The 23,686-nt window shown below is 71.2% G+C and carries 19 protein-coding genes; 9 read left to right on the forward strand and 10 right to left on the reverse strand.

Translation table 11 applies throughout. From position 1 onward, the window contains the following. Nucleotides 1-45 precede the first annotated feature (45 nt). Together ABD073_RS07850 and ABD073_RS07855 are read left to right on the forward strand one after the other, a co-directional pair. Entirely contained in the window at nt 46-1,356 is a 1,311-nt protein-coding gene (locus ABD073_RS07850) for an RsmB/NOP family class I SAM-dependent RNA methyltransferase (protein WP_343873553.1), read from the forward strand. After that, entirely contained in the window at nt 1,353-1,871 is a 519-nt protein-coding gene (locus tag ABD073_RS07855; RefSeq protein WP_343873465.1) for an NUDIX hydrolase, read from the forward strand. The genes ABD073_RS07850 and ABD073_RS07855 overlap by 4 nt, the downstream gene beginning before the upstream one ends. A 64-nt stretch (nt 1,872-1,935) precedes the next feature. Here ABD073_RS07855 and ABD073_RS07860 read toward each other — a convergent pair whose 3' ends face one another. Then, nucleotides 1,936-2,769 (reverse strand): SDR family oxidoreductase, encoded by an 834-nt coding sequence (locus ABD073_RS07860; protein WP_343873466.1) that lies wholly within the window; start codon nt 2,767-2,769, stop codon nt 1,936-1,938. A 40-nt stretch (nt 2,770-2,809) separates the two neighbouring features. On the opposite strand from ABD073_RS07860, the gene rpe reads away from it, so the two are divergent. Then, the gene (gene rpe / locus ABD073_RS07865; protein ID WP_343873468.1) at nt 2,810-3,475 is read left to right on the forward strand and encodes a ribulose-phosphate 3-epimerase; all 666 of its coding nucleotides are present in this window, start codon (nt 2,810-2,812) and stop codon (nt 3,473-3,475) included. A 9-nt stretch (nt 3,476-3,484) separates the two neighbouring features. Here rpe and ABD073_RS07870 read toward each other — a convergent pair whose 3' ends face one another. The 4 genes from ABD073_RS07870 to ABD073_RS07885 are packed head-to-tail and all read right to left on the reverse strand — an operon-like array spanning nt 3,485 to nt 8,787. Further along, a complete protein-coding gene (locus ABD073_RS07870; protein WP_343873469.1) occupies nt 3,485-5,137 on the reverse strand; it encodes a dipeptide ABC transporter ATP-binding protein in 1,653 nt (550 codons plus the stop codon). Continuing rightward, nucleotides 5,134-6,801, reverse strand: a complete 1,668-nt coding sequence (locus tag ABD073_RS07875) for an ABC transporter substrate-binding protein (protein ID WP_343873471.1) — start codon at nt 6,799-6,801, stop codon at nt 5,134-5,136. Before ABD073_RS07875 ends, ABD073_RS07870 begins: the two co-directional genes overlap by 4 nt. Nucleotides 6,802-6,844: 43 nt before the next feature. Next, nucleotides 6,845-7,831: an ABC transporter permease gene (locus tag ABD073_RS07880; protein ID WP_343873472.1), complete on the reverse strand. Its 987-nt coding sequence runs from the start codon at nt 7,829-7,831 to the stop codon at nt 6,845-6,847. After that, nucleotides 7,828-8,787, reverse strand: a complete 960-nt coding sequence (locus tag ABD073_RS07885) for an ABC transporter permease (RefSeq protein ID WP_343873555.1) — start codon at nt 8,785-8,787, stop codon at nt 7,828-7,830. Before ABD073_RS07885 ends, ABD073_RS07880 begins: the two co-directional genes overlap by 4 nt. A gap of 352 nt (nt 8,788-9,139) precedes the next feature. Here ABD073_RS07885 and ABD073_RS07890 point away from each other — a divergent pair, with 352 nt between their 5' ends. Next, nucleotides 9,140-9,496, forward strand: a complete 357-nt coding sequence (locus tag ABD073_RS07890) for an SdpI family protein (protein WP_343873473.1) — start codon at nt 9,140-9,142, stop codon at nt 9,494-9,496. 25 nt (nt 9,497-9,521) lie between these two features. Here the strand turns inward: ABD073_RS07890 and ABD073_RS07895 are convergent, their stop codons facing one another. Then, entirely contained in the window at nt 9,522-10,397 is an 876-nt protein-coding gene (locus ABD073_RS07895; RefSeq protein WP_343873474.1) for an oxidoreductase, read from the reverse strand. Between the two features lie 56 nt (nt 10,398-10,453). Beyond that, nucleotides 10,454-11,290 (reverse strand): PAC2 family protein, encoded by an 837-nt coding sequence (locus ABD073_RS07900; protein ID WP_343873475.1) that lies wholly within the window; start codon nt 11,288-11,290, stop codon nt 10,454-10,456. A 75-nt stretch (nt 11,291-11,365) separates the two neighbouring features. On the opposite strand from ABD073_RS07900, the gene ABD073_RS07905 reads away from it, so the two are divergent. The 3 genes from ABD073_RS07905 (at nt 11,366) to ABD073_RS07915 (ending at nt 15,924) form a co-directional block, all read left to right on the forward strand. Beyond that, nucleotides 11,366-12,379 carry a zinc-dependent alcohol dehydrogenase family protein gene (locus ABD073_RS07905; protein WP_343873476.1) on the forward strand — a complete coding sequence of 338 codons (1,014 nt, stop codon included), beginning with the start codon at nt 11,366-11,368 and terminating at the stop codon, nt 12,377-12,379. A gap of 198 nt (nt 12,380-12,577) precedes the next feature. Beyond that, a complete protein-coding gene (locus ABD073_RS07910) occupies nt 12,578-14,179 on the forward strand; it encodes an ABC transporter ATP-binding protein/permease (protein WP_343873477.1) in 1,602 nt (533 codons plus the stop codon). Further along, nucleotides 14,176-15,924 (forward strand): amino acid ABC transporter ATP-binding/permease protein, encoded by a 1,749-nt coding sequence (locus ABD073_RS07915; protein ID WP_343873478.1) that lies wholly within the window; start codon nt 14,176-14,178, stop codon nt 15,922-15,924. Before ABD073_RS07910 ends, ABD073_RS07915 begins: the two co-directional genes overlap by 4 nt. A gap of 3 nt (nt 15,925-15,927) precedes the next feature. Here the strand turns inward: ABD073_RS07915 and ABD073_RS07920 are convergent, their stop codons facing one another. Next, nucleotides 15,928-17,253 carry an APC family permease gene (locus ABD073_RS07920; RefSeq protein ID WP_343873480.1) on the reverse strand — a complete coding sequence of 442 codons (1,326 nt, stop codon included), beginning with the start codon at nt 17,251-17,253 and terminating at the stop codon, nt 15,928-15,930. Nucleotides 17,254-17,423: 170 nt separating this feature from the next. On the opposite strand from ABD073_RS07920, the gene metH reads away from it, so the two are divergent. Further along, a complete protein-coding gene (metH, locus tag ABD073_RS07925) occupies nt 17,424-20,915 on the forward strand; it encodes a methionine synthase (protein ID WP_343873481.1) in 3,492 nt (1,163 codons plus the stop codon). A gap of 46 nt (nt 20,916-20,961) precedes the next feature. On the opposite strand, the gene ABD073_RS07930 is transcribed toward metH, so the two are convergent. Further along, nucleotides 20,962-21,603: a Dps family protein gene (locus ABD073_RS07930; protein ID WP_343873482.1), complete on the reverse strand. Its 642-nt coding sequence runs from the start codon at nt 21,601-21,603 to the stop codon at nt 20,962-20,964. Nucleotides 21,604-21,743: 140 nt separating this feature from the next. On the opposite strand from ABD073_RS07930, the gene ABD073_RS07935 reads away from it, so the two are divergent. Next, nucleotides 21,744-22,238: a YbhB/YbcL family Raf kinase inhibitor-like protein gene (locus ABD073_RS07935; protein ID WP_343873483.1), complete on the forward strand. Its 495-nt coding sequence runs from the start codon at nt 21,744-21,746 to the stop codon at nt 22,236-22,238. A 15-nt stretch (nt 22,239-22,253) separates the two neighbouring features. Here the strand turns inward: ABD073_RS07935 and ABD073_RS07940 are convergent, their stop codons facing one another. Continuing rightward, the gene (locus ABD073_RS07940) at nt 22,254-23,555 is read right to left on the reverse strand and encodes a S49 family peptidase (RefSeq protein ID WP_343873484.1); all 1,302 of its coding nucleotides are present in this window, start codon (nt 23,553-23,555) and stop codon (nt 22,254-22,256) included. Between the last annotated feature and the right edge of the window lie 131 nt (nt 23,556-23,686).

Consider the following 23,686-nt stretch of genomic DNA (forward strand, 5'->3'; position numbering starts at 1 on the left):
CACCTGCCCGACCGTGCCCCGGAGCGCTTCATCGACCTGGCCCGGATGGCCGCCTTCGACACCCTGCGCGATGTCCACGCCTCCGGTGCCTATGCCAACCTGGCGCTGGCCGAGCAGGCCCGCGAGCACGGCCTGGACTCCCAGGAGGCGGCGCTGTGCACCGAGCTGGTGAACGGCACCTGCCGCTGGGAGGGCACCTATGACCGGATCATCGAGGCCGCCGGCGGACGGGCGCTGAGCACCCTGCAGCCGGCCATCGTCGACGTTCTGCGGCTCGGCGCCCACCAGCTGCTGGGGATGCGCACCCCCACCCATGCGGCGGTCTCCACCTCGGTGGACCTGGCCGGCGTGGCCCTGGGCGAGCGCACCACCGGTGTGGTGAACGCCATCATCCGCAAGGTGGCCGCCAAGGACCTGGACGGCTGGCTGGAGGAACTGACCGCGCCGATGGGGGAGCGCGGCGCGCTGGTGCTGCGCACCGGGCATCCCCGCTGGATCGTGGACGCGTGGGCAAACGTGCTGCCCGCCGACGAGCTGGAGGCTGCGCTGGCGGCCGACAATGTGGCGCCGGTGCCCACCCTGGTGGTGCGTCCCGGCCTGGCCGAGCGCGAGGAACTGCTGGTCGACGGGGGAGAGCCCACCCGCTTCTCTCCCTTCGGGGCGGTGCGCGAGGGCAATCCCTCGGACGTGGCGGCGGTGCGGCAGCGTCGCGCCGCGGTGCAGGACGAGGGCTCCCAGCTGGTGGCCCTGGCACTCAGCCGCGTCGAGGCCGAGCCCGGCCGCTGGCTGGACCTGTGCGCCGGGCCCGGCGGCAAGGCCGCGCTGCTGGCCGGTCTGGCCCAGGCCGACGGTTCGACCCTGCTGGCCAACGAGGCCCATCCCCACCGCGCCGAGCTGGTGCGCAAGGCGCTGCGCGCCTACCCGGTGAACCTGTGGCAGGTGAAGGTGGGCGACGGCACGAAGCCGGACTGGGAGCCGGGCAGCTTCACCCGCGTGATGGCCGACGTGCCCTGCTCCGGGCTGGGTTCGCTGCGGCGACGCCCGGAGTCGCGCTGGCGTCGCACGCCGGAGGAGGTGGCCGAGCTCTTCGAGCTGCAGTGCGGTCTGCTGGACTCCGCGATCACCTCGGCCGCGCCCGGGGGCGTGGTGGCCTATGTCACCTGCTCCCCGCACCGCGCAGAGACCAGCGCCGTGGTGAACAGGATGGCCGACGAGCGCGTCGAGATCCTGGACGCCTCGTCCTTCCTGCCCGAGGTGCCCGAGGCCCGGGCGCTGACCGACGAGCGCTTCGTGCAGCTGTGGCCCCACCGCCACGGCACCGATGCCATGTTCCTGGCCCTGATGAGACGACGGTGAGCGACCTGCCCGGTCCGAATTCGGAGGAAGCGCGAGACTGCTTCATCGACGACGACCAGCTGTGGTTCCGGCTCCGATCCTGCCTCGTGGTGGTGCGCGACGGTGCGGTGCTGATGGCCCGCAACAGCCGCGACGACTTCCACTACTCGGTGGGCGGCGGCGTCCACCACGGAGAGTCGACCCTGGATGCGGCACGTCGCGAGGCACTGGAGGAGACCGGCGTGGGGCTGGAGCCGCGTCGGCTGCTGTTCACCCACGAGAACTTCTTCCCGATCGGCGACCGGCTGGCCCACGAGGTGGCCTTCTACTACCTGGCCTCCGACGACCCGGCGATCCGGACCGGCGAGCCGACGTCCACCACCGCGGACGGCGTCGAGGAGTGGTTGGAATGGCTGCCGCTGGCCGACTGGGGCTCGGGACTCCCGGCCTATCCGACGGTCCTGCCAGAGGTGCTCGACGAGCTGGCCGAGCGCGGTGAGGCCTACGTCCCGCGGGTTCTGGTGACCCGGGAATAGGGCCCCCGCGAATTGTGTGGAAACTTCGGGTCGATAGAGCGCCCAAAGTTTCCACGCAATCGGCTCAGCGACGGGCCAGCGCTGCCTCAACGGTCAGCGGCGGCTTGCCGGTGACCTGCTTGACGGCATCGGTGGTGCGGGCGAGCTGGCCGGAGGCGATGGCGGTGTAGGTGCTCACCCAGGCCTCGACCTGCCAGGGTTCGGCGCCATAGGGCTCCCGGGAGGCGTAGGCCTCCGCCAGGCTCTCGTCGTGGTAGCGCACCGATGTGCCGGTGGCGCGGGTGATGGCCTGGGCCATCTCGTCCAGCGTGAGGGCTTCGGGACCGGTGAGCTCGTGCACGGCGCCCACGTGGGCGGACGGATCCTGCAGCACGGTGGCGGCGACGCGGGCGACGTCGGCGATGGCGACCGCGGAGACCCTGCCCTGGCCGGCCGGACCGGCGATCACGCCGTCGGTGGCGAAGTCGGGGAAGACGTCGATGTAGAAGTTGTCGCGCAGCATCGTGGTGGCCATGCCGGAGGCACGCAGGTGTTCCTCGGTGGCGCCATGGTCGCGGCCCAGCGTGAAGACAGCGTCGGGCGCGGCCCCCATGAAGGAGGTGTAGACCACGTGCCGGACCCCGGCGGCCGCGGTGGCGTCGATGAAGGCACGGTGCTGCTCCAGCCGGTCGGCGGCCTCTGCGGCGGAGACCATGAAGAGCACGTCGATGCCCTGCAGGGCAGCGCGGGTGGCCTCGCTGTCCTCATAGCTGCAAGTGACAGCCTGCGCCCCCGGCAGCTGCGGCGCGCGCTCCGGGCTGCGCACCAGCAGCCGCTGCTCCCGGCCGGCCTCGGCCAGCAGTCGTGCCACCAGTCCGCCCACCCGTCCGGTGGCACCCGTCACTCCCAGCATCGTCATGGCCCCAGTCTTCCATCGTCGTGCTCGCTAGGCTGGAGCCATGGCCATGCGCATCACGCCCAGCATCCTCAACGCGGACCTGTCGAACCTCACCGGTGAGATCGCCCGCATCCCCAGCGCCGACGGTGTCCACCTCGACGTGATGGACAACCACTTCGTGCCGAACATGACCTTCGGGCTGCCGGTGGTGGAGTGCATCCGCAAGCAGACCGACGCCTTCCTGGACATCCACCTGATGATCGAGCAGGCCGACCGCTGGGCCCCGGCCTTCGCGGAGGCCGGCGCCGAGAGCGTCACCTTCCACGTCGAGGCCGCCGACGCGCCGATCCGGCTGGCCCGCGAGATCCGTGCCCAGGGGGCCCGCGCCTCGATGGCCCTCAAGCCCGCCACCCCCATCGAGCCCTATGCCGACATGCTCGCTGAGCTGGACATGGTGCTGCTGATGACCGTGGAGCCCGGCTTCGGCGGCCAGAAGTTCCTCGACCTGGTGCTGCCAAAGATCGAGCGCACCCGTGAGCTGGTGCGCCGCACCGGCCAGGAGATCTGGATCCAGGTGGACGGTGGCGTGTCCACCGAGACCATCGAGCGCTGCGCCGCGGCCGGCGCCGACACCTTCGTGGCCGGCTCCGCCGTCTACTCCGCCGCCGACCCGGACCAGATGGTCAACGACCTGCGCGACAAGGCCGTCGCCGCCTGCCAGCACTGACGAGCCGCCTCAGGCAGCTCGTGCCGTCCGTCGTGCCTGCTGGATGACGGGGTCGGGCACCGGGACCGCAGCCACCAACCGGCGGGTGTAGTCGTCGTCCGGCTCGCTCAGCACCAGCCGCGTCGGGCCCTGCTCCACCACCCGCCCCTGGTTCAGCACCACGGTGCGGGCCGCCACCTGTTCGACCACCGCCAGGTCGTGCGAGACGAACAAGCAGGAGAAGCCGTACTCGCGCTGCAGCTCGTCGAGGAGCTCCAGCACGACGGCCTGCACCGACACGTCCAGCGCGCTGGTGGGCTCGTCGGCAATCACCAGATCCGGTCGCAGTGCGAGGGCCCTGGCGATCGCAACCCGCTGGCGCTGTCCTCCGGAGGCCTCGTGGGGGTAGCGGTCCGCCATGGCACTGGGTAGCTGGACCTGGTCCAGCAGCGAGACCACCCGCTGTCGACGTTGCTCGGGTGACAGGTCGCTGTGCAGTCGCAGCGGTTCGGCGATCGACTGCGCGATGGTGCGCCGCGGGTTGAGGGCTGAGGCCGGGTTCTGGAAGACCACGCCGAGTCGCCGTCTCACGTCGAGCAGCCCCTGCTGGGAGGTGCCGACCAGCTGCGTGCCGTCCACCACCACGGAGCCACGGCTGGCGGGCACCAGGCCAGCCAGCGTCTGGGCGATCGTGGACTTTCCCGAGCCCGACTCACCGACCAGCCCCACCACCTCGCCTCTGCCGATCCGGAAGCTGACGCCCTGCACGGCATGGACCTCCTTGCGACGCCTCGTGCGGTAGACGACGTCGAGGTCCTGCACCACCACCAGGTCATCGAGAGTCTTGCCGGGCTCGGGCTCCCTCGGTCGGCTGGTGGTGGTCGCCGCCTCCAGCTTCGGGACGGCGCCGAGGAGTTGGCGGGTGTAGGCCTGCTGGGGATGCGCGAACAGCTCGTGCACCTCGGCCTGCTCGACGACGCGGCCCGCTCGCATCACGGCCACCTCGTCCGCCACGTCCGCCACCACACCCATGTCGTGGGTGATGAGCAGGATGGCGAGTCCGTCGTCGGCCAGCGAGCGGAGCAGGTCGAGGATCCCGGCCTGCACCGTGACGTCCAGCGCCGTGGTGGGCTCGTCGGCGATCAGCACGTCCGGCTCACTGGCCAGTGCCAGGGCGATGCAGGCTCGCTGCAGCTGTCCGCCGGACAACTGGTGTGGATAGGACCGCGCCATCCGCTCCACGTCGGGCAGCTCGACCCGTGCCAGCAGCCGGTGCACCCGGTCGTCCAGTCGACGCCGGCGCGCCCGGTGCGGTGAGTGCGCGGCGATCGCTTCGGCGAGTGCGTCGCCGATGGTCTGCAGCGGGTCCAGGGCCGTGGTGGGCTCCTGGAAGATGGTGCCCACCTGCGCGCCCCGGACCTGGTCCAGCAGTCGACGAGGTGCTCCCACGAGTTCGGTGCCGTCCAGCTGGGCCGAGCCGCTGACGCGGGCCGTGGTGGGGAGCAGGCCGATCGATCCCATGGCGGTGACCGACTTGCCGGAACCCGACTCCCCGACGAGCGCCAGGATGCGGCCGGGGACCACGTGGAGCGTGATCCCCTGGGCGGCTGGCTCCTCCTGGCCGTCGAAGTGCACGGTCAGGTCCCTCAGCAGCATGCGGGGCTGTGGCGCGGCCTCGCTCACGAAGCGCTCACTCCCAGCACCAGGTAGTTGGGGTAGGCCGGGAACGGCTCGACGAAGAAGTTGGAGACTCCCGAGCCGTGCAGGAAGGAGTTTCGTCGGTAGGCCAGGGGCACGGCCGGCACCTGCTCGGCGATGCGACGGTCGATCGCCGCCCACTGCTTCTTGGCGGCCTCCGCATCAGGGTTCTCGGTAGCATCCCGGATCGCCGCATCGATCGCCTGGTCGCTCCACCGAGAGATGTTGTAGCCGCCCTGGCCGATCTCCGAACTGGCGAACAACGGCTGCAGGTTGGCGTTGGCAGAGGGGTAGTCGGGATTCCAGGATGCGATCGCCAGGTCGTAGCCGGAGCCGTTGCCCTGGGTGGCTCGTTCGGTCCAGGTGTCGGACTCAACCGGGGCGATGTTCACGGTGAGGCCGGCCTCAGTGAGGGACTGGGCCACTGCCTGGGCGATCGCCGACGGCGCCGCACCGTTCTGGGCCAGGAGCGTGAGCGCGGGAACCTTCTTGCCAGCCAGCAACTGCTTCGCCTTGTCCACGTCGGTCGGGAACAGGTCGAACTCCTCACGGCCGGGGATCCCCGGGGTGATGAAGGTGGTGGCGACGACTGCCCCGAGCTCTCCACCGAGCGCCGAGATGACAGCAGCCTTGTCCACTGCCAGCGCGATCGCCTTGCGCACGTCGAGATCGGTGATGCGAGTGGTGTTGATCGCCAGGTACTGCAGCGGTCCGGCACTCGACGTGGCCAGGCGGCCCTTCGCAGACGGATTGGAGGAGATCTGGGCCAGCTGTGCTGCGGCCACCAGGTCCGCGCCGAAGGCGTTGCGATCGGCGCCCGCGTCGGCGATCAGCCGCTGCGAGACCACCGATTCGTCCTGGCCGAGCGAGAAGGTGATCACGTCCGGCATGGCGGTGCGCACCTGGTCGTTGTCCGCAGACCATTGGGCATTGCGCTCCAGGCGCACCGAGCTGCCCTGCTTGTACTCGGCCACCCGGTAGGGGCCGGAGGCGACGGGCTTGCGGGCATAGCTGGTGGCATCGGCACCCTCGGGGACCGGGGCGAAGGCGGGAGTGGAGGCGATCCAGGGCCAGTCACCGTACGGGTGCTCGAGATGGAAGACCAGGGTCTTGTCATCGGGCGTCTCGATGGAGGCGAGGTGCTTGCCGCCGCTGGGCCCCTGATAGCCCTTCGTGTCCGCCAGCAGAGCCTTGTGGTAACCCAGGCCGCCGGACAGGGTGGACGAGAAGGAGCGCTCGAGCCCGTTCTTGACCATGGCCGCGGTGACGGGCTTGCCGTCCTCCATCCGGGCGCCGTCCTTGAGGGTGTAGGTCCATGTGAGGCCGTCCTTGCTCACGGTGCCGGTGTCGGTGGCCAGGTCAGGAACCACCTCGGCCTCACCCCCGGGAGTGATCTTCCAGCTGGTCAGGCGGCGGTGCACCAGGCCCAGCGAGGTGACGGCCATCGACTGGCTCTTGGCCGGGTCGAAGTTGACGTCGGTGGCGGAGGTCAGGATGGTCATGGTGCCACCCTTGCTGGCCGAGGCCGAAGAGGAGGCACCGGTCGAACGCCCGTTGGCGTCGCAGGCACTGAGGGCGGGGGCCAGGGCGCCCAGGCCACCGCCTGCAAGGAGGCCGCGGCGGGAGAGCTTCGTGGTGGAGGTGTCCATTGGTGATGCCTTTCGGGAGGGAGACCGGTGTGAGTCGGAGTGCTCACACCCGGGGGTCGATCAGGGTGGCCACGGCGTCCATGACCAGGTTGGCGAGCACCACGAAGGCGGCCGAGACGAGCGTGACGCCCATCACGACCGGCACGTCGGTGGTGCCGACTGCGTCCATCAGCAGGGCGCCGAGACCCTGGATGGAGAAGACTCGTTCGGTGACGACGGCCCCTCCGAGCATGGAACCGAGGTCGAGCGCGAAGTAGGTGAGTACCGGCAGGGAGATGTTGCGTAGCACGTGGCGTCCGACAACGGCGCGCTCGTCCAGGCCGATGGCCCGCGCGGTGCGTACATAGTCCTCACCGAGGTTCTCCAGCATTTCCCCGCGCACCATGCGGGCATAGACCGCGGCGGAGATCAGGGCCAGGACGCACCAGGGCAGCACCAGGTGCCACAGCCAGTCGACCGGGCTCTGGGACAAGGGAACATAGCCGGAGACCGGGACGATGTTGGCCTTGAAACCAAGCAGCAGGATGGCCAGCAGGCCCACCAGGTAGGAGGGGGCCGAGACTCCCACCACGGTCCCGGTCATGATGGTGCGGTCCAGGGCGCTCCCACGTCGCAGGGCCGAGATGACCCCTGCGAGGACGCCGGTGACGAGCCACAGGAGCGCTGCGCCGACGGCGATCGAGAAGGTGATCGGCAGACGCTGCCCGATCAGCTCGGTGACCGGGGCGGAGAGCCGGAAGCTGTAGCCCAGGCAGGGGGCGTCGCAGCGGATGCTCTCCGCGCCGCTGCCGAAGGTTCGTCCCACGACGATGCCCTTGAGGTATTCCCAGAACTGCACCAACCATGGCTGGTCGAAGCCCATGAAGCTGCGCGCACGTTCGAGGTTCTCCGGGGTGCAGGGCTTGCCGCAGGCCAGCTGTGCCGGATCGGAGGGGAAGAGCTGGAAGATCGCGAAGGCGACGAAGGTGATCGCCACCAGCACGAGCAGCGTCTGCACCAAGCGGGAGAGCAGGAAGCCGATCCGGTTCATCGTGCATCACCCGTCCGAGGGTCGAGGGCGTCGCGCAGGCCGTCGCCGAAGAGGTTGAAGGCCAGGGTCACCACGAAGAGCGCGGTGCCCGGAAAGATCAGGTACCAAGGGTCCGAACTCACCCAGGTGACGGCCTGGCCGATGCTGCGCCCCCAGGAGGGGGTCGGCGGTGTGACACCGACGCCCAGGAAGCTCAACGTCGCCTCGGCGCCGATCTTCCCCGGGATGGAGATGGTGGTGAAGACGATGATGGTGGCGAGCAGGTTGGGCAGGACCTGGGTGACGAGCACATGCCACCGGCCGGCTCCCATGGCCCGCGAGGCCTGCACGAAGGTGCGGTTGCGCAGGGCCATCGTGCGGGAGCGCAGGACGCGGGCTGCAGCCGGCCAGCCGAGCAGCCCGATGATGGCGATCATCACCGGAACCCGAGGAGCGCCGGCGGGGACCACCGCGGAGACGGCGATCATGAAGACCAGGTGCGGGAAGCCCAAGGTGATGTCGGTGAGCCGGGAGACCAGCGCATCCCACCATCCACCGAAGTAACCGGCCGAGAGCCCCAGCAGCACGGCGATCAGCATGGACAGGAGGGTGGCGCCCAGGCCGATCGCCAAGGAGACCCTGGTGCCCTCGACGACGATCGCGAACAGGTCGCGACCGGTCTGCGGTTCCACACCGAAAGGATGCTCGGCACTGACACCGCCGAAGCGCCCCTCCGGGATGCCGGAGCCCTGGAGCAGATCCAGGTGGTAGGTGTACGGATCGACGCCGACCAGCCGGCTGATCAGCGGCGCCAGCAGGGCCACGGCCACGGCGAGCAGCACGACGACCCCGCCGGCGAGGGCCGCAGGATCACGCCGCAGTCGTCGCCAGGCACGGGAGCGCAGGGCCGGGGACGCAGCTTCGGGCGGATGGACAGTCTGAGGGACCGGTGAGGACGAACGAAGCTCGTCGTCCACCGGGATGTCGGGTACCGACGACACGGGGACCTCAAAGGGATTTCGATGGTGTTCAGGATCGGGCAGCACGCTGACACGCGACGCGCGGCGGGTCGCGGGACCACGAAGGGTCGCGATGGCGGGGTGCTGGGCGCCGACAGGGGCGCGGGTCGAGGACCGGACACTCAGAGGTCCGGGCCTGGCGCAGTCTCAGGACTGCGCGACGAGCCGACAGACGTGACCGGCCGAGGTGCTGTGGCACCGGGAGGTGCGAGCAGTGGGCCAGGTCATGGTCCCATGATAGGCACGGCGGGCCGGCGAGCGCACATCGTCGCTGACGTGTGCTGCCCGTCGACGCTGGCAGGATGGCACCATGCACCTCGCACTGATGATCAGCGGCGCCATGCTGCTGGCCTGCGCCGCGCTCGGGCTGATCACCTGGAGCGCCAACCGGCGCAGGCTGTCGCCGAATTCGCCGCTCGGGATCAGGATGCCCGCCACGCTGGCCAATGACGAGGCCTGGTATGCCGGGCACGAGGCGGCCGGACGCTGGTTCGGGCGCGGTGCCTGGGCCTGCTTCGTGGGCGGCCTGCTGGTGCTGGTCTGCGGCCTGCAGCAGGTGCAGCCGGCCGGGCTCAACCTGGTGGCGCTGCCCTTCTACGCCCTGGTCTGCTTCTGCGTCATCAAGGGCGTGATGGCCGCGCGCGAGGCCGCCGGCAAGTTCTCCTGACCAGCGGCCCCGCGCACGGGTCGGCTCAGGCCTGACGGCCCTCCAGCTCGGCCATGTCTGCCTCGTCCAAGGTGATCTCGCGCACCGCGGTGTTCTCCTCCAGGTGAGCCAGCGAGCCGGTGCCCGGGATCAGCAGGATGTTCGGCGCCCGGTGCAGCAGCCAGGCCAGGCCCACCTGCGCGGGCGTGTGGCCCAGCCGCTCGGCCACGGCCTTCACCTGCGGCGCCTCGTCCACGCGGGGGAACCAGCCGAAGGCCGAGCCCAGCGGGAAGTAGGGCACATAGGCCACGCCACGGGCCGCGCACATCTCCAGGGTGTCCTCGTCGGTGCGGGCCAGCAGGTTGTAGGCATTCTGGACGCACACCGCACCGGCGTCGATGGCCTGGCTGGCCTGGTCGACGGTGACGGTGGAGACGCCGAAGGCCTCGATCGCGCCCTCGTCCACCAGCCGGCGCATCGCGTCGAGCTGCTCGTCCAGGGGCACCTCGACGTAGTCGGCAGGGGAGTGCTCGTCCTTCGGCATCACGCGCAGGTTCATCACCTGCAGCCGCTCGATGCCCAGGGTCTCCAGGTTCTGGTGGGTGTCGGCGACAAGCTGCTCCGGCGTCTGCGCCGGCAGCCAGGCGCCGGCCTCGTCGCGACAGGCGCCGGTCTTGCTGACCAGCACCAGGTCCTCGCCATAGGGGTGCAGCGCCTCACGGATCAGCTGGTTGGCCACGTGCGGGCCGTAGAACTCGGCGGTGTCGATGTGGTTGATGCCCAGCTCGACGGCCCGTCGCAGCACGGCGACGGCCTGGTTGTGGTCGTTCGGGGCACCCATCACGCCGGGACCGGGAAGCTGCATGGCGCCGAAGCCGACGCGACCGACGCTGTGGCCGGCCATGGTGAAAGTTTCGCTCATGCCCAGATCCAACCACGCAACCAGAGGCGGAGGCTGAGGAGCCGGATCTTCCGGGTTCAGCGGCCCTCGTTGCGGCGGCGCAGGTAGCGCTGGAACTCCGCCGCGATCGAGTCACCCGTCGCGGCCGGCAGGTCCTCCTCGTCCTGGGCGGCCTCCAGACGCGCGATGTACTCGGCGACGTCGGGATCCTCCGAGGCCAGCTCGTCGACGCCGCGCTCCCAGGCCAGCGCCTCCTCGGGCAGGTCACCCAGGTCCAGCGGTGTGTCCAGCAGGTCCTCGATGCGCACCAGCAGGGCCAGCGTCGCCTTCGGGTTCGGCGGATCGGAGACATAGTGCGGCACCTGCGCCCACAACGAGACCACCGGCATGCCGGCCCGTCGCACCGCATCGGACAGGATCCCCACGATGCCGGTCGGCCCCTCGTAGTTCGACGGCTCCAGGCCCAGCCGGGTGGCCAGCTCCACGTCGTTGGCGGTGCCGGTGACCGGCAGCGGCCGCGAGTGCGGGGAGTCGGTGAGCATGGCGCCCAGCAGCACCACCATCTCGGGCCGCACCGTGCGCAGTGCCGAGACCAGGGCCCGGGTGAAGGAGCGCCAGCGCAGGTTCGGCTCCGGGCCGCTGACCAGCACCACGTCGCGCTCCGACAGGGCCGCGACGGCGATCTGAACCGCCGGCCACTCGATCTCGCGGCCCATGCCGTCGGGAGAGGTGATCCGGGGGCGGTTCATCTGGAAGTCGTAGTACTCCTCGCCATCCACCTCGAAGACCACGTCCGCGTCATAGGTGACGCCCAGGTGGTTCACCACATTGGTGGCGGAGTCGGAGGCGTCGTTCCAGCCCTCGAAGGCCACCACCACCACGGGCCGGCGCAGGTTCGACAGGGAGTCAGGCATGCCGACACCCTAGTGCGCGCGCCCAAGCCTGGCCCGGCGCCACTCAGGCCTGTGCCGGTGTGCTGGACTGGTGCCATGCATGGAGCAGTGATCTACGGAAAGGGTGATGTCCGCTTCGAGGAGCGCGACGATCCCACCATCAGCGAACCCACCGATGCGGTGATCCGCACCGTCGCCGCCTGCGTCTGCGGCTCCGACCTGTGGCGCTACCGCGGCATCGCCGAGGTGAAGAAGCCCACCCCGATCGGCCACGAGTACGTCGGCATCGTCGAGCAGGTGGGCGAGGCCGTCACCAGCGTCGAGGTCGGCGACTTCGTCGTCGGCGGCTTCACCTACAGCGACAACACCTGCCCGGTCTGCCGCAAGGGGGCGCACGCCAACTGCCAGAACGGCGGCGGCTACGACGGCTGCCAGGCCGAGAAGATCCGCATCCCGCAGGCCGATGGCACCCTGCTCGCGACCCCTGGCCAGCCCGACGAGGACCTTGTTCCCTCGCTGCTGGCGCTGTCCGACGTGATGTGCACCGGCTGGCACGCCGCCGTCTCCGGCGGTGTCGGCCCCGGCAAGACCGTCGCCGTCGTGGGCGACGGCGCGGTGGGCCTGTCCGCGGTGCTGGCCAGCGTCCAGCTCGGGGCCGAGCGGGTGATCGCGATGAGCCGCCACGCCGACCGTCAGAAGATCGCGCGGGACTTCGGCGCCACCGACATCGTCGCCGAGCGCGGCGACGAGGGCGTCGCGAAGATCCGGGAGATGACCGAGGGGATCGGCGCCGACGTCGTGCTGGAGTGCGTCGGCACCGAGGACGCCCGCAGCCAGGCGGTCGCCGCGCTGCGGCCCGGCGGGATGATGGGCGTGGTGGGCGTGCCCCACGGCGGCATCGACATCGAGCAGATGTTCTGGGACAACAAGGGCATCCACGGCGGCGTCGCCCCGGTGCGCGCCTACCTGGAGCAGCTGCTGGCCATGGTGCTGGAGCGCCGGATCACCCCCGGCGAGGTCTTCGACCTGGAGCTGCCGCTCTCGGAGGTGGCCGAGGCCTATGCCGCCATGGACGAGCGTCGCGCCACCAAGGTGCTGCTGCGTCCCTGAGGCGCTCGATTAACGGTGCAGGGGCCATGAGGGGCGAGAATCGTCCCCATGGCCCCTTCCCGTCACAGCAGCCCACAGGCCCCCGCGCACGGTGGACACCCGGGAGGGCACCCCGGCGGGCACCCGGGAGGGCGACCCGGCGGGGGCAGGGGGCCGGGCCACGAGATCCGCACCACCTCGAGCGCCGGGCGACGGGCCGTGGCCGTCCAGGTGCTGCTGGCGTTGCTGGCCTCGCAGGGTGCCTTCTGGGTCTTCTGGGCGGTGGCCCGGCTGCTGGTCGATGCCAGCGCCGGGCGCCCTGCATCGTCTAGACTGCTGGGGGTCGCCGCCCTGGCCGGTGTCCTCTCCGCCCTGGCCGAGGCCGGTGGCGTGCTGGTGCAGCGCTCCAGCGCCGCCACCGAGGAGGGGCTGCTGCGTCGCCGCCTGCTCTCCCACATCCTCGACCTGGGCCCGGCCCGGCAGCGCGGCCGCCGCTCAGGCAATCTGGTCTCGCTGGCCACCGACTCCGTGGAACGGGTCGCCGCCTACCGCCAGACCTTCTTCGGCTCCCTGTTCGGCGCCTTCCTGGGGCCGCTGCTGGTGCTGCTGGCGCTGGGCCTGGCCGTCGACCCGGTGACCGCCGGGCTGCTGGCGCTCTGCCTGCCGCTGGTGCCGCTCGTCGTGGTGGGCTTCCAGAAGGCCTTTCGTGGCGTCTCCTCGCAGTCGCGGGCGGCACGGATGGCGCTCAGCGCCCGCTTCCTGGAGGCGATCCAGGGACTGGAGACGCTGCGCCTGCTGCGCGCCGCCGCCCGCACTGCCGACGAGCTGGCCCAGGCGGGGGAGCGCAACCGGCAGGCCACCATGCGCCTGCTGGCCCGCAACCAGGTGGTGCTGCTGGTCACCGACATCGTCTTCTCGCTGCTGATGGTCACCCTGGCGGCCTGTCTGGCCTGGTGGCGGCTGCGCAGCGGCGCCATCGACGCGGCCGGGGCGCTCAGCGTCGTACTCGCCTCGGTGCTGCTGCTGGAACCGCTCGACAAGGTGGGCTCCTTCTTCTACGTCGGGATGGGCGGCATGGCCTCGGAGCGGGCGGTGCGGGGCGTGCTCGCGCAACCGCTGGACCGGGCGCACGGCCCCGACCCGCAGCCGGGCACCGAGACCACCTCGGTGGTGGACGTCGAGGGCGCCGAGGTGCGCCACGGTGAGAATGTCGTGCTGCCCGAGGCCTCGCTGCAGCTGCGACCGCTGGAGCGGGTGGCCATCCTGGGCCCGTCGGGCTCGGGCAAGTCCACCCTGCTCTCGCTGCTCAAGGCAGACCTGCTGCCGCACGCCGGCAGTGCCCGGGTGGCCGGCCACCCCGTCTCCCCGTGCGGGCGACGCGAGGTGCGCGCCGCCAGCGCCGTGGTGGCGCAGAGCACCTGGCTGTTCACCGGGACGCTCGCCGACAACCTGCGGCTGGCCGCCCCGCAGGCCACCGACGAGGAGCTCTGGCGCTCGCTGCGCCGTGTCGGCCTGGATGACTTCGTCGCCGGCCTGCCCGACGGGCTGGACACCTGGCTGGGGGAACGAGGACAGACCGTCTCCGGTGGCCAGGCGCAGCGGCTGTCGATGGCCCGGGCCCTGCTCAGCCGACGCCCACTGCTGCTGCTCGACGAGCCCAGCTCGCAGGTGGACCTGGACAGCGAACGGGTGCTGCACCAGGCCGTTGCCGCGCTGCAGGGAGAGGCCAGCGTCGTGCTGGTCACCCACCGGCCATCCCTGGCCCGCGGTGCCGACCGGGTGCTGGTGCTGCGCGACGGACGTCTGGAGGAGCAGCGATGAACACCTCACGACGCGAGCTGAGCCGCTGGCTGCTCGGCACCACCCGCCCGGTGCTGGCCCCGCTGGCCGCTTCCAGCCTGGCGCGGCTGGCCGACCAGCTGCTGGGACTGGCGCTGTTCGCCGTGGCCGCCGGTGCCATCGCGCGGGCCGCTACCGGCCAGGGTCCCGGCTGGTTGCCGGGCAGCGCCGTCGGCCTGGTCTGCTGGCTGCTCGCCATCGCCCTGGCCAAGGCCGCGATGCGCTATCCGGAACAGTTCCTCGGCCACCTGGTGGCCTTCCGGGCGCTGGAGCTGCTGCGTGCGGACTTCTTCGCCAGGCTCTGGCCCCCGTCGCGGCTGGCCGACGTGCGCTCGGGGGACCTGCTGAACCGCGCCACCAAGGACATCGACCGCATCGAGTCCTTCTTCGCCCACACCTTCGCACCGTGGCTGGCGGCGCTGGTGGTGCCGACCATCGCCGTGCTCGGCATCGGTTGGACCACCTCCTGGCGCCTGGCGCTGGTGGCGGGTCTCGGCCTGGCCGCCACCTGGCTGCTGCCGCTGGCCGGGGCGCGCCGCGGGCAGCTCGCGGCCCAGCAGCTGGCCGGCCTGCGCGGTGAGCTGGCGCACCACCTCACCGACTCGGTGCAGGGGATGGTGGAGGTCACCGGCTACGGCCGTGAGGCTGAACGGTTGGCCGAGATGGCCGTCCTCGACGAGCGCATCGTGCGGGTCCAGCGCAGCGGGGTGGTGCTGGTGGCGCTGCGCCGTGGCCTGGCCCGCGCCGCCCTGGTGGCCACCCCGGTGCTGATGGCGCTGGTGGCAGTCCCCGAGCGGCTGCCGCTGGCCCAGCTGGCCATGTCGGTGGCCGTGGTGCTGCGCTGCTTCGCCGTCACCCGGCCCGTCGAGGACCTGGTTGCCGAGCTGGACAATGCCTTCGCCGCCGCCCGGCGGGTCCACGAGACCACCCATGCCGACGGCGGCCTGCCGGAAGCCGCGGTGCCGCAAGCGCTGCCCGCCGGCCCGCTGGGTCTCAGCGCGCAGGGCGTCACCTACACCCACCCCGGCCAGGGCGGACGACGCGAGGCCGCGCTGCGTGAGGCGGACGTCGAGCTGCCGGCCGGGCGGCACAGCTGCCTGGTGGGTGCCTCGGGCTCCGGCAAGTCCACCCTGCTGCGGCTGCTGCTGCGCGCCGACGACCCGCAGGCCGGCAGCATCCGGCTGGGCGGGACGGACCTGCGCGACCTGGCCGGCGACGACCTGCACCGGGCCGTCGCCCTGGTGACCCAGCAGGCCCAGCTCTTCCGCGGCAGCATCGCCGACAACCTCCGGCTGGCAGCCCCCGAGGCCTGCGACGAGGAGTTGTGGGGCGTGCTGCGGGTGGCCCAGATCGACGACGAGGTGGCGGCGATGCCTGAGGGCCTGGCAACCGAGGTGGGCGAGGGTGGCCAGCAGGTCTCCGGCGGCCAGCGCCAGCGGCTGGCCCTGGCCCGGGCCCTGCTGATGCGGCCCCGGGTGCTGGTGCTCGACGAGTACACCGCCCACCTGGATCCCGAGCTGGCGGCCCGGGTGCGCGCCGCGGTCCGCGAGGCCATGGCGGGAGGCACCGTCGTTGAGGTGACCCACCACGTGGCCTCCTCGTTGGAGGCTGACCACGTCGTCGTGCTGGACCAGGCACGGGTGGTGCAGCAGGGCCCGCCCGCCGATCTGGCCGGCCACGGGCGCTATGCCGCGCTGCTGGAGCGCGACCGCGACGTGGTGGGCTGAGCCTCAGCGGTGGGTGCGTCGGGCGGCCAGCACGGCCAGCAGCGCGCCCACCGCGAGCATGGGCAGGGCGAAGCGCCAGGTGGCGGCCTCCACCTGGGTGGCCAGCAGCAGGCAGGAGGCCAGGCCGAGCACCGGCAGCGCGGTGGGCACCCGGAAGTGGTCGGCCTGCGCGTCGGGGTCGGAGCCGCCGCGTCGTCGCAGCACCAGCACGGCCAGATTGACCGCGCTGAAGACCACCAGCAGCAGCACCACCAGCGTGGAGGCCAGCACCTCGATGCTGCCCAGCAGGGCCAGCAGCAGCGAGAGCGCCGTGGTGACGATGATGGCCAGCCACGGGGTGCGGCGCACCGGCAGCACCCGCCCCAGCGCGGAGGGCAGCAGGCCGTCGCGCGCCATCCCGTAGGCCAGCCGGGAGGACATGATGCCGGTCAGCAGGGCGCCGTTGGCCACCGCCACCAGGGCGATCGCGCTGAACAGCACCAGCGGGACGCCACCGGCGCGGCGCACTACCTCCAGCAGCGGGCCACTGGAGGCGGCCAGCTGCTCGGTGGGGACCACGGCGCTGGCCGCGGCGCCCACCAGCGCATAGACCACGCCGGCCACCATGAGCGCCCCGAACAGCGCGCGCGGGTAGGAACGTCGCGGGTCGCGCGCCTCCTCGGCGAGGTTCACCGAGGTCTCGAAACCGACGTAGGAGTAGTAGGCCAGCACCGCACCGGCCAGCACCGCGCCGAGCGGACCGTGCTCCGGGGTACCCAGCTGGCCCAGCCGCGACAGGTCGGCGTCACCGCGCAGCACCACCCAGGCGCCAAGGGCGATCACCAGCAGCAGGCCGGCCACCTCGATCACGGTGGCCACGGAGTTGGCCGCCAACGACTCGTTGATCCCGCGCAGGTTGAGCAGCGCCAGCAGCACCAGGAAGACGGTCACCGTCACCGGCACCGGCAGGTCGACGAAGGCGGCCAGGTAGTCGCCGGCGAAGCCCAGCGCGAGCGCTCCCACCGAGACGATCCCGGCGGCCAGCATGCAGAAGCCCACCAGGAACCCGGCCCAGCTGCCGAAGGCGCGGTGGGCGTAGTACGACGAGCCGCCCGCGTGCGGGTAGCGGGTGGCCAGCTCGGCATAGGAGCCGGCCGTCAGCAGCGCCAGCAGCAGAGCCGCCACCAGCGGCACCCAGACCGCCCCGCCGGAGCGGTCCGCCACCTGGCCGGCCAGCACGTAGACACCCGCGCCGAGCACGTCGCCCAGGATGAACAGGAAGAGCTGGAAGGTGCCGACGCTGCGCCGCAGAGCCGGTTGCGGCGAGGCCGCGTCATGGGTGGTGGTCATCGGTCCTCCGTCGGTTCCGTACTGCGGTCGGCTCGACACTAGGCTCCGGAGCCCTCACAAAAGCCCACGTCAGGGGCGTGTTCACCACAGGAGGACCGATCCCACCCCCAGGGGTCCATTCCTGGGGCTGTGGACGTGACGGTTTGTCACATCGCCGTAGTGTGGAAACCATGACTACTGCGCTTCGTGACCTGCTCCACCATCGCGTCCTCGTGGCTGACGGGGCGATGGGCACGATGCTGCAGGCCGTCGACCTCACCCTCGACGACTTCGAGGGCCTGGAGGGCTGCAACGAGGTGCTCAGCGTCACCCGGCCCGAGGTGATCGCCGACATCCACCGGGCCTACCTCGAGGCCGGGGCCGACCTGGTGGAGACCAACACCTTCGGCACCAACCTGTCCGCGCTGGGGGAGTACGGCATCAGCGACCGGATCGAGGAGCTGGCCACCGCCAGCGCCCGGATCGCCCGCCAGGTGGCCGACGAGATCTCCACCCCGGATCGTCCCCGCTTCGTGCTGGGCTCCATCGGCCCGGGCACCAAGCTGCCCACCCTGGGTCATGTCGCCTTCGCCGATGTCCGCGACGCCTACCAGCGCCAGGTGGAGGCCATGGTCGCCGGCGGCATCGACGCAGTGCAGATCGAGACCTGCCAGGACCTGCTGCAGGCCAAGGCCGCCATCATCGCCACCAAGCGGGCCCGCGCGAAGCTGGGCGTCGACCTGCCGATCCTGGTCAACATCACCGTCGAGACCACCGGCACCATGCTGCTGGGCAGTGAGATCGGCGCCGCGCTGACCGCCATCGAGCCGCTGGGCGTCGACGTGATCGGCCTGAACTGCGCCACCGGCCCCGCCGAGATGAGCGAGCACCTGCGCCACCTGGCCAAGTACTCGCGCGCCGGCGTCGGCTGCATGCCCAATGCCGGCCTGCCGGTGCTCGGCCCCGACGGGGCCAGCTACCCGCTGGACGCCGAGGGACTGGCCACCGCCCTGGACCGCTATGCCACCGACTACGGCCTGGCCGTGGTGGGCGGCTGCTGCGGCACCACGCCGGAGCACATCCGCCAGCTCGCAGAGGCCATCGGCGGTCGCGAGGTGGCGCCCCGCAGCCCGGAGCACGTCAACGGCGCCTCCAGCCTCTACTCCGACGTCGCCTTCGCCCAGGACGCCAGCTACCTGTCCATCGGTGAGCGCACCAATGCCAACGGCTCCAAGGCCTTCCGTGAGGCCATGCTGGCCGGCAACATCGACGAGTGCGTCGAGATCGCCAAGGCGCAGGTCCGCGACGGCGCCCACCTGCTCGACCTGTGCACCGACTACGTCGGCCGCGACGGCTCGGCCGACATGCGCACCCTGGCCAGCCGCTTCTCCACCGCCGTCACGCTGCCCATCGTGCTGGACTCCACCGAGCCCGAGGTGATCGAGGCCGGGCTGGAGAGCCTGGCCGGGCGCTGCGTCATCAACTCGGTGAACTTCGAGGACGGGGACGGCCCCACCAGCCGCTATGCCCGCGTGATGCCTGTCGTCGCCGAGCACGGCGCCGCGGTGGTCGCGCTGACCATCGACGAGGAGGGCCAGGCCCGCACCGCCGAGTGGAAGGTGCGCGTCGCCTCCCGCCTGGTCACCGACCTCACCCAGAACTGGGGCCTGCAGGTGGGCGACATCCTGGTGGACTGCCTCACCTTCCCGATCGCCACCGGCCAGGAGGAGACCCGACGCGACGGTCTGGAGACCATCGAGGCGATCCGACGGCTCAAGGAGCTGCACCCCGGGGTGCGCACCACGCTGGGCGTCTCCAACATCTCCTTCGGCCTGAACCCCGCCGCCCGGATCGTGCTCAACTCGGTCTTCCTGCACGAGTGCGTGCAGGCCGGGTTGGACTCCGCCATCGTCCACGCCGCCAAGATCGTCCCGATGGACCGCATCCCCGACGAGCAGCGCGAGGTGGCCCTCGACCTGGTGCACGACCGGCGCCGAGAGGGCTACGACCCGCTGCAGCGCTTCCTGGAGCTCTTCGAGGGCGTGACCGCCGCAGACCTGCGCGCCTCGCGCGCCCAGGAGCTGGCCGCCCTGCCGCTGGAGGAGCGGCTGCAGCGACGCATCGTCGACGGCGAGGCCAAGGGCCTGGAGGCGGACCTGGACGAGGCGCTGGCGCTCAAGCCCGCGCTGGAGATCATCAACTCCGACCTGCTGGCCGGCATGAAGATCGTGGGCGACCTGTTCGGCTCCGGCCAGATGCAGCTGCCCTTCGTGCTGCAGAGCGCCGAGGTGATGAAGACCGCGGTGGCCTACCTGGAACCGCACATGGAGAAGACCGAGGACACCTCCGGCAAGGGCACCATCGTGCTGGCCACGGTGAAGGGCGATGTCCACGACATCGGCAAGAACCTGGTGGACATCATCGTCTCAAACAACGGCTACAAGGTGGTCAACCTGGGCATCAAGCAGCCCATCGGCGCCATCGTCGAGGCCGCCGAGGCCAGCCAGGCCGATGCCATCGGCATGAGCGGGCTGCTGGTGAAGTCAACCATGGTGATGAAGGACAACCTGGCCGAGCTGGACCAGCTGGGCCTGGGCACGAAGTACCCGGTGCTGCTGGGCGGTGCCGCGCTGACCCGCGCCTTCGTCGAGCACGACCTGAACGACACCTTCTCCGGCGAGGTCCGCTATGCCAAGGATGCCTTCGAGGGCCTCCACCTGATGGACGCCGTGATGGCGGTCAAGCGCGGGGTGCCCGGCGCGCAGCTGCCGGCCGTCAAGCCGCGACGCGTGCCGAAGGGGCCTGCGGTGGAGATCGCCGAGCCGGAGCTGGGCGTGCGCTCCGACGTCGCCCGCCCCACGCCCGCCGGCGGCGTCGACGTGCCCACCCCGCCCTTCTGGGGAAGCCGGGTGGTCAAGGGCATCCAGACCGCCGATGTGGTGGAGTGGCTCGACGAGCGGGCCACCTTCCTGGGCCAGTGGGGCCTCAAGGGCCTGCGCGACGGCGCCTCCTACGAAGAGCTGGTGGAGACCGAGGGCCGGCCGCACCTGCGCGCCTGGCTGGACCGGATCAAGACCGACTCGCTGGCCGAGTTCGCGGTGGTGCACGGCTACTTCCCGGTCTACTCCGAGGACGAGACGCTGCACGTGCTGGATCCCGAGGACCACGAGCGCGAGCTGACCAGCTTCACCTTCCCGCGCCAGCGCCGCGACCGTCGGCTCTGCCTGGCCGACTTCTTCCGCGACCGCGAGGAGTTCGACCAGCACGGCCCCGACGTGCTGGCCATGCAGCTGGTGACGATGGGCTCGGCGGTGGCGCGCGAGACGCAACGGCTCTTCGAGCTCAACTCCTACCGTGACTACCTGGAGCTGCACGGCCTGAGCGTGCAGCTCACCGAGGCGCTGGCGGAGATGTGGCACGCCCGCACCCGCGAGGAGCTGGGCTATGCGGCCACCCAGTCCGACGTGGATCGCGCGATCCGCGACCAGGACTACCGCGGATCGCGCTACTCCTTCGGCTACCCGGCCTGCCCGGAGCTGGAGGACCGCGCCAAGCTGGTGACGCTGCTGGAGCCGGAGCGGATCGGGGTGCACCTGTCCGAGGAGCTGCAGCTGCACCCCGAGCAGTCCACCGACGCGATCGTGGTGCACCACCCGGAGGCGAAGTACTTCAACGCGAAGTGAGCGCCGCAGCTCCCCGGCAGGCGTCGGGGAGCTGTCAGTCGACCTGTCAGTCGACCGAACGGTCGGCCGCGATGCCCTGCTTCACGGCCTGATCGATGGTGGTGGCGCCGTCGGTGGCGAGCTTGCCGGAGTCGTCGATCAGGTGGGAGCGGACGAACCACTGGAACTTCTCCAGCTCGGTGACCTGGCCGATCAGGATGTCCTGGGTGATGGGATCCACCTGCTCGGACTCGTCGACCAGGCTGCGGTGGTCCTCGATGACGCCGGAGTAGACCAGGTCCAGCGCGGCCAGGTGCTCGGCGGCCTGCGCCGTCATCACCGGGTAGTCCTCCCAGCTGCGGGCCTGCACCAGCGCGCCCGGCGTGCCCACCGGGGCCACGCCCATGGTGCGCATCCGCTCGGCGATCACGTCCACCATGGCGCGCACCGCCTCCACCTGGGGGTCGAGCATCTCGTGCACGCCGATGAACTTGGGTCCGACCACGTTCCAGTGGGCATGCTTCAGGGTGAGGTGCAGGTCGTTGAGGGCGTGCAGGCGCATCTGGAGCTTCTGCGCCAGGGCCTGGCCGTCCTTCACCGGGACGCCGGGAACGGTGTAGGAGAGCTTCTCGTTGCGAGGGCCGGCCGGGGTGGTGGGCTTCTTCGCGGTGCTCTTGGTGGGCTTCTTCGCGGGCTTGCTGGTGGCCATGGTGGTGGCTCCTCTCGATGGGTCGGATGACCCTCCCACTGTGGCCCGCAGACCGGGCACGGGACAGCCTCGTTCGCCCACGGCCCAATGCCGTCGACCCGCGCCCTGGGACCCCCAGGAGGCGGATCTAGGCTGGCGCCATGATCAGCCTCACCTCGCGCGCCTTCACCGACGCCACCCCGATCCCGCGCAAGCACCTGGGCCCCGGACACGGCGACGACATCTCTCCGCACCTGGACTGGGGCGTGCCGCCGGTGGGCACCACGGCCTGGGCGATCACGCTGACCGACGACGACGCCCCCGGCTACGACCACTGGCTGGTGGTGCTGCCGCTGCAGACCTCCGAGCTGGAGGAGGGGCTGCTGCCGCGCGGCGCGGTGGTGGGCCAGGGCACCCGTTCACTGGGCTACGAGGGCCCCTGCCCGCCCTCGGGCACCCACCACTATGTCTTCACGCTGCTGGCCCTGGACATCGATCCCCGGCTGTCCGAGGGCTTCACCCGGGCCGACTTCGACGCCGCCACCCGGGGCCACGTGGTGGACAGCGCCACCCTGCGCGGCACCTACCGGCCGGGGCTGCGCCACGAGCTCGGCGCCCGGAAGGCAAGGCTCCTGGGCGCCGTGCGTCGCGGCTGAGTCACTGCCGCCGGGTCACTTCCCGCACAGCGAGGTGGTGGGCCCGCTCCAGGCCAGCACCTGCGGCGCGCCGGAGCAGATGACGCTGGTCACCACCAGCGGCTGGCCCTCCTTGGCGCTCACCGCGGGCGCCTGGCCGCGCACCCGGGAGTCGTCGGCACCGAGCAGGGAGTCCAGCAGCCCGGGAGTGGTGGCCTTCTCGACGCGGGTGTCGGCCGGGTCGAGACCGTTCAGCTTCGCCGCCTCGCGCATCGCGTCCTCGCGGTTCATCACCTCGTCGACCAGCTTCTTCTCCTTGGCGGTCTTCGCGTCATAGAGATGGGCGCCCAGGTCGTCGCGGATCGTGGCGGCCGGGATCTTGCGGTGCTCGCTGACCCAGCTGACGAACTCGCCGTACTCGTTGGCCAGGCCCTTGGTCCACACCGCACGCTCCTCGGCGGTCATCTCGCGGTAGGGGTTGCCGAAGTCCTTGCCCTTGCCCTGGGTGAGGTACTCGCTGGTGATGCCGCCCTTGGTGGTCACGCCGCCGCCCAGCAGGCCACCGTCGGTGGCCACCACCTCCCCGTAGTGCTGGAAGGGTCCGGAGATGACGCCGATCGAGCCCACCAGGGTCCCGTGGTCGGCGATCACCTTGTCCACCGGGGCCATGGCGAACATGCCGCCCGAGGCGCTCATCCCCTCGACGAAGGCCACCACCTTCTTGCCGGTGCGCTCCTGGTAGCGGTCCACCGCGTCGCCGATGGCGCGCGAGCCGTTGATGGTGCCGCCCGGGGTGTCCATGAAGAGCACCAGACCGTCGGCCTGCTCGGCGTCGATCTGGTCGATCATGTCGGCCACCTCGTAGCCGTAGGTGGAGGCGGTCAGTCCCATCCCGTCGGAGGAGGCGGCCATGATGGCGCCGTGCACGTCGATGCCGCGCAGCGTCTTGCCGGCGTTCTCGGAGCCCCAGACGGTCTCCAGCGGCATCTCCATCGACGAGGAGCCGGGGTCGCCCATGGCCGCGCCGATCCCGGCCAACATCATCATCGACGCGAAGCCGGTGGCCAGCGTGACACCGGCCAGCACCAGCCCGGCGCCGAGCGCGCCGCCGGCCCCCAGGCCGAAGCCCTTGCGGAACCAGCCCTGCGAGGGCGGTCCGGGCTGGTAGAAGGGCTGCTGAGGGTTCGCGACGCCCTGCGCCGGGGTGACGGGATAGGGGGCCGGGGCGGGGTGGGGTGCCGCCGTGGCGCCGGCCGGGCGGTCCTGCTGCGCCGGCTGGACGGGACGCCGGGCCTCGTCGCGGACGGGATCGCTCGGGTGCTGCTGCTCGTCGTTCATCGGGGGAAGCTCCTTGGCTCGAGGCTGTTGGTCACATCATCGCTGGTCAGGCGCTGGTTGTGCAGTATCCGAAGGTACTGCTGTGCGCGTCTGGGAGGAATGTCACTGCCGGATGGAAGAATGGCAGGACC

Origin of the sequence: Luteococcus peritonei, assembly GCF_039526385.1 — a bacterium.
GTDB classification, from domain to species: domain Bacteria; phylum Actinomycetota; class Actinomycetes; order Propionibacteriales; family Propionibacteriaceae; genus Luteococcus; species Luteococcus peritonei.

What these genes read in the sequence shown, in the direction of transcription:
- ABD073_RS07935 (WP_343873483.1), top strand. Translation starts at nt 21,744, where the DNA reads ATGATCAGCCTCACCTCGCGCGCCTTCACCGACGCCACCCCGATCCCG.
- ABD073_RS07860 (WP_343873466.1), bottom strand. Translation starts at nt 2,769, where the DNA reads ATGACGATGCTGGGAGTGACGGGTGCCACCGGACGGGTGGGCGGACTG.
- metH (WP_343873481.1), top strand. Translation starts at nt 17,424, where the DNA reads ATGACTACTGCGCTTCGTGACCTGCTCCACCATCGCGTCCTCGTGGCT.
- ABD073_RS07895 (WP_343873474.1), bottom strand. Translation starts at nt 10,397, where the DNA reads ATGAGCGAAACTTTCACCATGGCCGGCCACAGCGTCGGTCGCGTCGGC.
- ABD073_RS07940 (WP_343873484.1), bottom strand. Translation starts at nt 23,555, where the DNA reads ATGAACGACGAGCAGCAGCACCCGAGCGATCCCGTCCGCGACGAGGCC.
- ABD073_RS07875 (WP_343873471.1), bottom strand. Translation starts at nt 6,801, where the DNA reads ATGGACACCTCCACCACGAAGCTCTCCCGCCGCGGCCTCCTTGCAGGC.
- ABD073_RS07900 (WP_343873475.1), bottom strand. Translation starts at nt 11,290, where the DNA reads ATGCCTGACTCCCTGTCGAACCTGCGCCGGCCCGTGGTGGTGGTGGCC.
- ABD073_RS07905 (WP_343873476.1), top strand. Translation starts at nt 11,366, where the DNA reads ATGCATGGAGCAGTGATCTACGGAAAGGGTGATGTCCGCTTCGAGGAG.
- ABD073_RS07930 (WP_343873482.1), bottom strand. Translation starts at nt 21,603, where the DNA reads ATGGCCACCAGCAAGCCCGCGAAGAAGCCCACCAAGAGCACCGCGAAG.
- ABD073_RS07890 (WP_343873473.1), top strand. Translation starts at nt 9,140, where the DNA reads ATGCACCTCGCACTGATGATCAGCGGCGCCATGCTGCTGGCCTGCGCC.
- rpe (WP_343873468.1), top strand. Translation starts at nt 2,810, where the DNA reads ATGGCCATGCGCATCACGCCCAGCATCCTCAACGCGGACCTGTCGAAC.
- ABD073_RS07850 (WP_343873553.1), top strand. Translation starts at nt 46, where the DNA reads ATGGCCGCCTTCGACACCCTGCGCGATGTCCACGCCTCCGGTGCCTAT.
- ABD073_RS07920 (WP_343873480.1), bottom strand. Translation starts at nt 17,253, where the DNA reads ATGACCACCACCCATGACGCGGCCTCGCCGCAACCGGCTCTGCGGCGC.
- ABD073_RS07880 (WP_343873472.1), bottom strand. Translation starts at nt 7,831, where the DNA reads ATGAACCGGATCGGCTTCCTGCTCTCCCGCTTGGTGCAGACGCTGCTC.
- ABD073_RS07915 (WP_343873478.1), top strand. Translation starts at nt 14,176, where the DNA reads ATGAACACCTCACGACGCGAGCTGAGCCGCTGGCTGCTCGGCACCACC.